Source organism: Pseudoalteromonas sp. S1610 (assembly GCF_005887465.1).
In the GTDB taxonomy this organism is placed as follows: Bacteria; Pseudomonadota; Gammaproteobacteria; order Enterobacterales; family Alteromonadaceae; genus Pseudoalteromonas; species Pseudoalteromonas undina.
The window spans coordinates 1-10,586 of sequence record NZ_PNDI01000071.1 but is presented as its reverse complement, the minus strand read 5'-3'; the positions used below and the strand labels follow the sequence as shown (position 1 = coordinate 10,586).

Sequence of the window (10,586 nt, the reverse complement as noted above, 5' to 3'; positions counted from 1 at the left end):
AAGTGAAAATATCAGCTATCAGCTGCACAGCGTTAACCTGACCATCGTAGCGTGGGTTGAGTATTACGAAACCCATGGGCAAAATAGCGCACCGACTCTAAATACAAGCAAGCCCGATTCAAAAGAGTCGGGCTTTTACGGGTGTAAAGGAAGCATCCTTAAAACAGTCCATAGGCTTCAGTTTCTTGCTCTTGAGCGCTGCTCGATGGTTCAAGGTCTTTGGGCTTAAATATTGCGCTAGGATCAATAAGTACACTATGTTTATCAGCGAGTTTGATCAGTCCATACATCATGCTTCTTGTTTGGGGGTCAATATCAAAACCAACTTCGGTAAGCTTATCTAGTGGTTTAATATCTTCTTGTTTATATTCAATATTATCTTCAACCTTATCAACTAATAGGCCTACATGAGGGGTCATGCCATCTTTAGTGGTAAACACAATAATAGGTTTATAATCTAAAGTGATTTGTTCTATTGCAGAGTCGAATAAACGCTCTAGGTGAATAAGATCATGTCGCCTTATAATCTCAAGTTGAGTACTAACTTGTTTGCTGTTGCCTTTTTTATATGCATCTATTGCACTGGTCAATTTGTGTAGAAGCGATTTAAACGAGTCATCAAAGCGTGACATAGTATTTTTTAATTCATCGTTATCAGTTTTAAACTCCGTATAAAACTGTTCAAAATCAGTAAGCTCATACTGATTCGCCTTTAACGAGCTTTGCGAAACGAGTAGTTCTTGCTCTAATCTATTAAACCAAGCAATTAGTTGTTTTTGCCAAGATTTAAGTTGCTTTAAAGCATCTAAATTACTGCGCTCAGTAGATACTCCATTTAAAATGATTCCAAGATCAAATACAGGGGTTGGGATCCCCATATAATCTTTAACGCCCAAAAAGCTTTTATTATCGTTAGGTAACACCGTGAGGTTATTATTAAATTGTTCCGTTAATAAGATATCAAGAATCTTAAGTGAAATGGTTTTATAACCCACTTTAAAGTTAATTAAGTCCATAGTTTCCTCACATACTTAGTTTGTATATTAAGGATAGAACAATATTTGGAAGGTACTTATTTATTCACATAATAAGAGCGATATACATTACGCTTATTTTTATTTTTTGTATCAATAAAAAACTTTTTGATTATTTTATCATTTATTAACAGTGAATTAAGCTCTTTCAATAGGCACGAGTGTTTAAGCGGTAATTTGCAGTTTGCTGCAGCCCTACTAAATGCCATTGCATTAATATAACCTTCAAAATGAAGACGGTTGGGTTTTGTAATCTTGTTTGCTTGCATATCGGCCAAAAATTCATTACAAAAATTATCATTACATGTGAGTGGATTAGGAACAATTTCTGTAACCATAATATGTGAGGGTGTGGTTACTTCACCAAATAAGTCAAAGCTAGGTACAAAAGAAACACTGGTATAGTCTGGGGCAAAATTCTTCGCATGTGCACTGTTTATAAATTCACCAAGTGGTGCGTAGGTGCCAACTAAACAGATAGCTGTCACCCCACTGGTTTGTAAGGCATTAAGCGCTGATGCTACATCATGACTATTACGTTGATAACGCGCTACTTTTATAGGCGACAGATCATATTTTGCTAGTTCTTTCCTTAGTCCCGATTCTACGTACAAGCCAAACTCATCTGCTTGAATAAATAGCCCTATCTTTGTATGTTTCGCTCCTCTACTAAGTATTTAATTTGCTCTGCGGCTTCGTCATTGTAGCTTGCTCTTAAATTAAATATGTTAGCTCGTGATTTATCATGTAGGAAGCTCGCCCCACTAAAAGGCATTAAGAACGGAATTTTTGATTGCTCTAGTAAAGGTATAATAGCATGGCTGGTTGGGGTGCCCATGGCACCAAACAATGCATCGACTTTGTCGGAATAAATAAAAGTACGGGTATTATTAACAGTTTGTTTTGGTTCGTAATTATCGTTAGCAACTAGAAGCTGTATTTCTGCGCCATTTATTCCGCCGGCATTATTAACCTTGTTAAAGTAAATGCTACTGCCTTTATACAATTGTTGACCAATATTTTGAGCCGGTCCGCTTAGTGCTGTAGACATGCCAAGTTTAATAACTTTGCTATTATCTTGCTCTGCAAAGGCTAAAGGCTGTCCTAGGGCTATTGCAATGAGGGCAATACTAAGGTGTATTATTATGCGAAGTGCGTTCATACCAGTTATTTACAGCCTTTTTTAATAATATATTAAACGGCTTTATGCCATTCACACCTAACTCGGTTTGGATATTTTTAGGTTTCCAATTTTGTAATACTAGCCTAATAAAAACAGATTGGAAATTATCCTCATCATTTGGCAAGCTAAGAGGAGATGCCCAAAAGCTTCGCCATAGTAAAGGTGTAATATTAAATAGCTGATAGTCACTTGTTAACATAGACTTTAATCTTGATTGATCAGCTATGCTATTGGTATGAGTATTAAAGCGTGAAACAATTTTTGCTACCAGTTTATAATCTAGCTGACTAAAATGGCTGAGCAATTGCAAAGGAAAATCAGCTTCGAACTGGGCTGTTAATTGTTCTAGTAGTTGGTCATTTTTAGTTAAGCTCTTAATAACTAATGCGCTATGTTCACCCGTTGCCTTATCTTTTTGAAAACCCAGCTTAACCAAATTAAAGTCATTATTTTGCCAAAAACTAAGTAATTGCGCATTAGCACCAAAGCTAGCACCAAACCAATCACACTCGTTCTGTAATTGCTGTTCACAGTAATGAAGTAATTGTGTTCCTAGGTGCTTATTGTGCTGCTCTGGGTCAATGGCAATTCGCACCACGCGAGCGCAGTATTGTTTTAATACCTCAGGGTTAAAGCTTAATTGTGCAAGGCTTTGCGCCATTAAGTGCCCTTGAGGGCGGCGCTTACCTTGCACTACTTCATCACTCAACGATGTAGTAAAGCCACCTTCTATCGCTACTAAACACACACCAAGAATATTATCACCTTGTTGACAAACAAATAGGCGTTGCCCAGCGGCATCCAGTAAGTGACGTAAGTCATTCACACTGGTTTGATAATGTGCGAGTGTTAGTAAGCCAACAACTTGATGAAGCAGTGGCTCGTCGTTAGTAAGTTGATTTGCTTGCAGATGCTTAAATTGTAGGGGAGCAGTATTCAAACTAGCGCTGTGATGTTCTGCATCCAAAGCTAAGAGTGTACGAAGGTGCAGCTCTAAAGGATCGTGCTTTGCAAAACGGATTGGCTGCTCAAGACTGATGCTACGCATGTTTTTAAAATGCGTTTTGAGGTAACGAGTAAACTTTAAAATATAACCGCGACCATTACCTTCATAGCCAATCATAGTGCTTGAAAAGACCACGCGAGGATAAAGGTGAAGAATTTTTATGAGAATTGGAACAGGGATTGCTGCTGCTTCATCAATTAATAGCAAATCGCACTTCGGTTGTTCGTTCAGTAGTTGATCAGGCGCCACATAGTGCATGTTTGCAATGTGTTTATCGCCAGCTCGATAATCTATATCAAGCTCACTCGCTAAGTGCTTAAAACTACTGTGCAAAGCACGAAATTGCATAGAGCAAATAAGTATGTTTTTATCGCTGAGTTTACTTGCTGCAATACCTAATGCGGCTGATTTTCCTCTTCCCCGATCTGCATTAATTAATAATGATCGATTTGCTCGTCCGTTTGCCGTTTTTATTATTAATTCAATACACTGTTGTTGCTCGGTAAAGTCAATTTCACCAGTTGATAGATTCGTATCGGTAATACACTGCCAACCATTTTGCTGGCTAAAATGCAGTAAAGTAGTTTTGCTTAGTAAGTGAGCTAAGCGTTGATTAAAAAAGCTGTAAGGGTGCATTTGCCCAAAAGATTGAAATAAGGGAAGGGCGTCATCACACCAGTGTTCAAGTTCCTTAAGTTCGGGTAACAATATAATTAAAAAGCCACCTGCTTGCACAACGCCACTGAGCGCGGCTAGTTTATCTGGCACCAGTCCACTGTAGCCGTCATAAACAGCATGAGCGCACTCTTGTCCTAAAATTTGGTGGGTATGCTCTGGCCAATGTGCATTAATTAAATGAGTGCTTTTTGACAGTACAAAAGAAGGGTGCTGCAAATGAGCAAGCAACTGAGTACATTGCTCATAACACCAATTTTTATCGCCTGTAAGCAGCAGTAACTGGCGATGTTTCGCATACGCAAGTTGTTGCTGTACACGCTCTACAACGTGGTTAAACGGCTTGTAATCTTGCATAAGCTGTTACTAACCACTTACTGCCTAAGTCGTCAAAGTTAACTTGTACGCGAGATTGTGCGCCACTGCCTTCGTAGTTGAGTACGGTGCCAATGCCAAACTTTGCATGCAGCACGCGTTGACCTAAGTTAAATCCGCTTTCTTCAAATGCAGCATGGCTAACCGATGCGCTAAAGCGACCGGCTGCAGGCGGACGAGATACTTGTGTTTTAATGCGAATTTCTTCTACGCAGTCTTCGGGTATTTCACGTAAAAAGCGCGATGGGCTGTGATATTTCTCTTGGCCATATAAACGGCGACTTTCGGCATGGCTTATATAGAGCTTTTCCATAGCGCGGGTCATACCCACGTAACAAAGGCGGCGCTCTTCTTCTAAACGGCCGGTTTCTTCATTACTTTGCTGAGATGGAAACATGCCCTCTTCAACACCGACCATAAACACTAAAGGAAACTCCAACCCTTTAGCTGAGTGAAGCGTCATCATTTGTACGGCGTCTTCATGCTCATCGGCTTGGCCTTCGCCAGACTCAAGTGAGGTGTAAGCTAAAAAGCCTTGTAGTGGCGAGCTAAACTCTTCCTCTTCAGGGAGTTCATACTGATCGCAGGCACTAATTAATTCTTCTAAGTTTTCTACTCGAGCGCGGCCTTTTTCGCCTTTTTCAGCCTGATACATAGCCATTAACCCTGAGGTTTGAATCGCGTATTTAGCTTGCTCATGCAACGTTAAGTCACTAATTTTATCTTCAATATGCTCAATAAGTTCGACAAACTTTGCAACAGCTCCAGATGCTCGACCCGATAAATGCTGTTGTTCTACAATGGCTTTAGCAGCATACCAAAGCGGCAAAGATTCAGCGCGAGCGCAGTCACGTATATGGCTTAATGTTTTGTCGCCAATACCTCGGGCTGGGGTATTAATTACACGCTCAAATGCCGCATCATCTTGGCGGTTACCCACTAAGCGTAAGTATGAGAGGGCATCTTTAATTTCTTGACGTTCGAAGAATCGCATACCACCATAAATTCGGTATTTTAAACCTTCTTGTAGCATCGCTTCTTCAAGCACCCGCGATTGCGCATTACTACGATATAAAATAGCCGCATCTTGTAGTGCGTTCCCCGCATTTAGCCAGCTGCGTAATTTGCTACTCACAAAGCGCGCTTCATCTAGCTCGTTAAAGGCGGCATAAATAGAAATAGGTTCGCCGTCGTTACCGTCAGTCCACAAGCTTTTACCCATACGCTCGGAGTTATTCTGTATAAGTGCATTAGACGCTTTAAGAATAGTGGCAGTCGAGCGATAGTTTTGCTCAAGGCGAATTGTCTCTGCGTCAAAGTCTGTTAAAAAGCGTTTGATATTTTCAATTTTAGCGCCACGCCAACCGTAAATACTTTGGTCATCATCGCCTACAATCATAATACTACTAGTGTCGCCAGCAAGTAATTTTAGCCATGCATACTGAATAGTATTGGTATCTTGAAACTCGTCTACTAGCATGTGTGCAAAGCGCTGCTGATAATGACGCAGCAAGGTTGGGTTGTTTTTAAGAACCTCATAGCTGCGTAGTAATATTTCAGCAAAATCAACTAGGCCCGCTCTATCACAAGCTTCTTGATAGGCGGCGTAAACGCGCAGCATCATTTGCTCGTTAATATCGTATGCCTGAATATCTTTAGGGCGTAAAGCTTCATCTTTTTTAGCACTTATGTACCAACCAAACTGTTTAGCAGGCCATTTTTTATCATCAATATTCATCGATTTTAACAAGCGCTTGATCATGCGAAGCTGATCGTCAGAGTCTAAAATTTGAAAGGCTTCAGGTAAATTTGCTTCACGGTGATGTGCCCGTAAAATTCGGTGCGATAAACCATGGAAAGTACCAATCCACATGCCGCCAACAGGGGCTTTTAGAGTTTCTTCAACCCTTGAGCGCATCTCTTTAGCGGCTTTATTGGTAAAGGTTACCGCAAAAATACTGTAGGCAGAGGCTTGCTCTACTTGCATTAACCAGGCAATACGATGAACCAATACTCGAGTTTTACCTGAACCTGCTCCTGCTAATACCAGCATGTTTTGTAATGGCGCTGCAACGGCATCGCGTTGTTTATCATTTAAGCCATCGAGTAATTCTGAAACGTCCATCGTTACGCCTTTTTAATCAATAATGAGAGCAGTATAACAGGTGTTTTTGTTAGGCTAAATAAAATACTGTTTTTATAAACAGCTATTTATAAAATAGGTATTTAAGTTGTTGAATAGTGAACAGTATAAACTGAGCAAGTAACTAAAATAGCTATTTAAAATTGCTAATTTGACTTATTTTTGGCAAAAAATACTAAAGCGATAAATTCGTAATAATTTAACTGTATGATTTGTAAGCCTTAATAAATTGGCATAAAGTGTGTAAGTATAAATAATAAGTACAAATACAAAATTAATTAAACTACAGAGGTTAGTATGTCTCAACAAGGTTCTGGCGGAAATGTAATAGCCGCTCTATGTAATATTTTTTTCCCGGGTTTAGGGCAGTTGGTGCAGGGTCGTATTTTATCGGCGCTGGTGTTTGCCATTTTGGTTTTTGGCGGTTACGCGTTATGGTTCTTAGTTGTTCCAGCTATTGTTGGAGCCGTATTCCATTTATGGGCAATTATTGATGCTGCCCGCTATCGCTCAGGCGGTTAGCTATATTGATGATACTAAATAGCGCCTTGCGGCGCTATTTTTGTATCTGGCTTGCGTTATTCATAACTGACTAGGTTATAATCTGTTGTAATTAGCAGTACTGGAATAAAGTTATGGAATACCAATTTATTCGCGACCCTATTAGTGGGTTAAGAATTAAAATAAGCAGCGAGCACGCGATTATAGGCCGTTGGTTAAACGAAGAAATAGGTAAAGACAAAGTGGCTATGGTGCTGGCGCTTATTAGCTCGGTGAGTTCAAGCTTTGAACCGTTAACACTTAAAGGCCAAGAAATTGACCTGATCCTTTCTAAAGATGAAGCGTTATTTGAAGCGCATGCGCTGCATCAAGATAACGAAGATATATTAGCCTACCAAGATGACGAATTAATGCTTGAAGAGAATGATTTAAGCAGTGGTTGTGGTTTTGAAGACTTTGTTGACCTGATCAACTCATGGCATGAGTTTTCGGCTGGTCGTTAAGTTATATTATCTGTATTATTACCCTAATTATAAATCCAACAGTGGAACCAATATGTCTGCGAATTTAAACAAGCTAGTTGTTATGCTAGAAATGCAAAATGCCATGAATACTAAAGTACATGAGCAATGGTTTAGTCAAGGCTTTGAATGGTATAGAGCTATTTGGGTTGAATGTGCAGAAATGTTAGATCATTACGGTTGGAAATGGTGGAAAAAACAAACTCCAGATACTGAACAAGTGATTTTAGAGCTGGTTGATATTTTTCACTTTGGCTTATCGTTGCGTATTGACGGTGAGACCAGCTATGAGCAAATCGCTACGCAACTACAAGCCGAAATGAGTGCACCACAACAAGGTGATGACTTTAAACAAACGCTTGAATTACTAGCGGCCAGTGCTGTTGCCAATAAAACCTTTGATGCAGCCGCTTTTGCTGGTTGTATGGCGCAAATAGGCATGGATATTGATGATTTATACCGTGGTTATGTAGGTAAAAATACGCTTAACTTTTTCCGCCAAGATCATGGTTACAAAGATGGCAGCTACATTAAAGTATGGCATGGTCAAGAAGATAACGAACACTTAGTAGAAGTAGTTAAAAGCCTTGATACTGAACATGCAGATTTTGCAAAACAGGTATATCAAGGCTTAGTAGCGCGCTATCCTCAGGGCGAATAAGCTAAATAAGCTAAATAAGCTTACGGTAATCGGTGACGCTTAAGTAATCGGTTATATCGTTATGTGGTTGCTGACTATTAGGGTTAGCAACCGCAAGTAAATGCTCAATGCCGTATTCTCGTGCGGCATGTAATACCGGTAAACTGTCATCTACAAATAAAGTGCGGCGTTTATCAAACCCTAAGTCCTCTTGCACTTTATGCCACAAGCTTTGTTGCTCTTTACTTACTCCATATTCATGAGTCGATACCACCCCGTCTAAATAGTTATCAATAGCGGTATGTTCAAATTTAAGCATTACGCATTCAGGATGGGCATTGGTAAGTAAAATAAGCTCTTTACCTGCACGTCGAAGTTCAGTTAAAAAATGCGGAACGTCTTCACGAATTTTGATTAAGTGGGCAGACTGGCGCTTTAGTTCGAGAATAGGTAAGTTTAGCTGTGCTTCCCAATAGTCAGAGCAGTACCACTGAATTTTACCACTCACAGCCTGATAGCGTTTTAAGATATCTGCGCGGGCTTCATCAAAACTGATATTTTGAGCCAGAGCATGTTGTTGGGGTACAACGTTGAGCCAAAAGTCAGTGTCGTAATGTAAATCAAGTAAAGTTCCATCCATGTCGAGTAATACAGTATCGATTTTTGACCAGTTGAGCATGATTTATCCTTGTGAAAACTACTTTTTGAAATGAATAAGTTGCGATGAAGTAGATTAATGAACTTTGTTAATTGAGTTATTAAGGTATAAATCCGACAATACTATATTAAGAGCGTATTCGTAGCCTAAAATAAAGAATTAACTTTAGCTAAGCCCGAGAATTATTTGCTCAATTAAATTGCTTTTAATTCAAACTGAAACTCGCATCTTATACTCATTTGGGTATATGATTAGTATAACTGCAATGATAGCAAATTGATGCCCATGACACAGAAAAAGCACCCAACACCACCACAAATTCTCAGTAATAATGTTGTCGCTAAAAGTCGCTTATTTACTGTGGAGTCTTTAGAGCTTAAGTTTTCAAATAACGAAGAGCGTCAGTATGAACGAATTCGCGGCGGTGGCCGTGGAGCCGTTATGATTGTACCTATGACCACTGAAAATGAGTTATTACTGGTTCGTGAGTATTGTGCAGGCACCAATGACTATCAGTTAGGGTTTCCCAAAGGGCTGATTGACCCAGGTGAAACGCCTGAACAGGCTGCAAACAGAGAGCTCAAAGAAGAAATTGGCTTTGGCGCTGAATACTTTAAACCGCTTAAAACGGTCACTATGGCACCGAGCTATTTTAACGCAACCATGCATATTTTGTTTGCTAAAAATTTATATCCTGAAACCTTACTAGGCGATGAGCCTGAGCCCTTAGTGGTGGTGAAATGGCCACTTTCACAGTGGCAGTCGTTATTAGAACAACCTGACTTTACTGAAGCACGTAGTGTTGCGGCTCTGCTATTATTAGATAAGTATTTAGCCTCAGGAGACATTAATGAATAAACTTCTAGAGCCATGTATTGAGCTTGCGCAAAGTGCAGGGGATGCCATTATGTCTTTGTATAAAAAAGACGATATTGGTCAGCAAGAAAAATCAGATAATACGCCAGTAACCAAAGCCGATCTTGCCGCAAATGATGTGCTCGTAGCAGGTTTAAATGCGCTTGCTCCCGACATCCCAATTATGTCAGAAGAAACCCCCATTCCAGCGTTGCAAGATAGACAGCACTGGCAACGTTATTGGTTGCTTGACCCAATGGATGGCACCGGTGAATTTATACTCGAAAGTGGTGACTTTGCCGTTAATATTGCATTGATAGAAAATAACCACCCAGTGCTGGGGGTTATTCATTGGCCAGAAAAGGGCGTGACCTATTATGCAACGGCTAAAAATGGGGCATTTAAGCGTGAAGGTGAGCACGATAAACAAATATTTGTAGCACCGCCCGAGAGTTTAACTTTGGCTGTAAGCCGCCGCCAAAAAATAGAAGCAGTTAGCCAGTATCTAAATGCGCAATTTGCAACGGTGGCTTTAGGTTCGTGTTCACTTAAGGCGTGTATTGTTGCTGAGGGTAAAGCAGATTGTTTTTTAAGAATAGGTCCTACAGGTGAGTGGGATACGGGTGCATCGCAAGTTATTGTTGAAGAAGCGGGCGGCTGTATTACCGACGCTGAATTTAATCCTTTAACGTATAACCAAAGAGAAAGTACAGAAAATCCGGATTTTATTGTTATGGGTCATCCCGACTGGGAGTGGCAAAAAATGATAAATCCACATCAACGATTACTGTAAATACCACTGTTTGATGGGTTTTTGTTCACTTAAACGCTTTTAATTAGTAAAACCTTGCATTATAGGTTTATTCCTATATTATAGCGCTCTCTTCGAAACAGGCTTGTGAATAACACAATACTGTTACTAAGAAATTACAGGCGCGGGATGGAGCAGTCTGGTAGCTCGTCGGGCTCATAACCCGAAGGTCGTCGGTTCAAAT

The 10,586-nt window shown here is 40.0% G+C and carries 9 protein-coding genes and 1 pseudogene; 5 read left to right on the top strand and 5 right to left on the bottom strand.

What is annotated here, in order from left to right; all coding sequences use genetic code 11:
- Positions 1 to 158: 158 nt before the first annotated feature.
- The 4 genes and pseudogenes from CWB77_RS17215 to uvrD form a co-directional block, all read right to left on the bottom strand.
- Positions 159 to 1,016 (bottom strand): chemotaxis protein, encoded by an 858-nt coding sequence (locus CWB77_RS17215; RefSeq protein ID WP_138623762.1) that lies wholly within the window; start codon positions 1,014 to 1,016, stop codon positions 159 to 161.
- Positions 1,017 to 1,072: 56 nt separating this feature from the next.
- Positions 1,073 to 2,085 (bottom strand): annotated as a pseudogene (locus tag CWB77_RS17210) (ABC transporter substrate-binding protein).
- A 79-nt stretch (positions 2,086 to 2,164) separates the two neighbouring features.
- Complete coding sequence (locus CWB77_RS17205; RefSeq protein WP_138623760.1) at positions 2,165 to 4,255, bottom strand: GNAT family N-acetyltransferase; 2,091 nt, start codon at positions 4,253 to 4,255, stop codon at positions 2,165 to 2,167.
- Entirely contained in the window at positions 4,233 to 6,398 is a 2,166-nt protein-coding gene (gene uvrD / locus CWB77_RS17200; protein WP_138623758.1) for a DNA helicase II, read from the bottom strand. Before uvrD ends, CWB77_RS17205 begins: the two co-directional genes overlap by 23 nt.
- A gap of 315 nt (positions 6,399 to 6,713) precedes the next feature.
- Between uvrD and CWB77_RS17195 the strand changes: the two genes are divergently transcribed.
- The 3 genes from CWB77_RS17195 (at position 6,714) to CWB77_RS17185 (ending at position 8,099) form a co-directional block, all read left to right on the top strand.
- Positions 6,714 to 6,938: a hypothetical protein gene (locus CWB77_RS17195; protein ID WP_054202800.1), complete on the top strand. Its 225-nt coding sequence runs from the start codon at positions 6,714 to 6,716 to the stop codon at positions 6,936 to 6,938.
- A gap of 113 nt (positions 6,939 to 7,051) precedes the next feature.
- Positions 7,052 to 7,420 carry a YacL family protein gene (locus tag CWB77_RS17190; RefSeq protein WP_008108271.1) on the top strand — a complete coding sequence of 123 codons (369 nt, stop codon included), beginning with the start codon at positions 7,052 to 7,054 and terminating at the stop codon, positions 7,418 to 7,420.
- Between the two features lie 52 nt (positions 7,421 to 7,472).
- Entirely contained in the window at positions 7,473 to 8,099 is a 627-nt protein-coding gene (locus tag CWB77_RS17185; protein ID WP_138623756.1) for a dUTP diphosphatase, read from the top strand.
- Positions 8,100 to 8,109: 10 nt separating this feature from the next.
- Here the strand turns inward: CWB77_RS17185 and yrfG are convergent, their stop codons facing one another.
- On the bottom strand, positions 8,110 to 8,757 hold the full coding sequence (gene yrfG, locus CWB77_RS17180; RefSeq protein WP_138623754.1) for a GMP/IMP nucleotidase: 648 nt from the start codon (positions 8,755 to 8,757) through the stop codon (positions 8,110 to 8,112).
- Positions 8,758 to 9,021: 264 nt separating this feature from the next.
- On the opposite strand from yrfG, the gene nudE reads away from it, so the two are divergent.
- Complete coding sequence (gene nudE / locus CWB77_RS17175; protein WP_008108276.1) at positions 9,022 to 9,594, top strand: ADP compounds hydrolase NudE; 573 nt, start codon at positions 9,022 to 9,024, stop codon at positions 9,592 to 9,594.
- Positions 9,587 to 10,384 (top strand): 3'(2'),5'-bisphosphate nucleotidase CysQ, encoded by a 798-nt coding sequence (gene cysQ / locus CWB77_RS17170; RefSeq protein ID WP_138623752.1) that lies wholly within the window; start codon positions 9,587 to 9,589, stop codon positions 10,382 to 10,384. The genes nudE and cysQ overlap by 8 nt, the downstream gene beginning before the upstream one ends.
- Positions 10,385 to 10,586 lie beyond the last annotated feature (202 nt).

What these genes read in the sequence shown, in the direction of transcription:
- CWB77_RS17215 (WP_138623762.1), bottom strand. Translation starts at nt 1,016, where the DNA reads ATGGACTTAATTAACTTTAAAGTGGGTTATAAAACCATTTCACTTAAG.
- CWB77_RS17205 (WP_138623760.1), bottom strand. Translation starts at nt 4,255, where the DNA reads ATGCAAGATTACAAGCCGTTTAACCACGTTGTAGAGCGTGTACAGCAA.
- uvrD (WP_138623758.1), bottom strand. Translation starts at nt 6,398, where the DNA reads ATGGACGTTTCAGAATTACTCGATGGCTTAAATGATAAACAACGCGAT.
- CWB77_RS17195 (WP_054202800.1), top strand. Translation starts at nt 6,714, where the DNA reads ATGTCTCAACAAGGTTCTGGCGGAAATGTAATAGCCGCTCTATGTAAT.
- CWB77_RS17190 (WP_008108271.1), top strand. Translation starts at nt 7,052, where the DNA reads ATGGAATACCAATTTATTCGCGACCCTATTAGTGGGTTAAGAATTAAA.
- CWB77_RS17185 (WP_138623756.1), top strand. Translation starts at nt 7,473, where the DNA reads ATGTCTGCGAATTTAAACAAGCTAGTTGTTATGCTAGAAATGCAAAAT.
- yrfG (WP_138623754.1), bottom strand. Translation starts at nt 8,757, where the DNA reads ATGCTCAACTGGTCAAAAATCGATACTGTATTACTCGACATGGATGGA.
- nudE (WP_008108276.1), top strand. Translation starts at nt 9,022, where the DNA reads ATGACACAGAAAAAGCACCCAACACCACCACAAATTCTCAGTAATAAT.
- cysQ (WP_138623752.1), top strand. Translation starts at nt 9,587, where the DNA reads ATGAATAAACTTCTAGAGCCATGTATTGAGCTTGCGCAAAGTGCAGGG.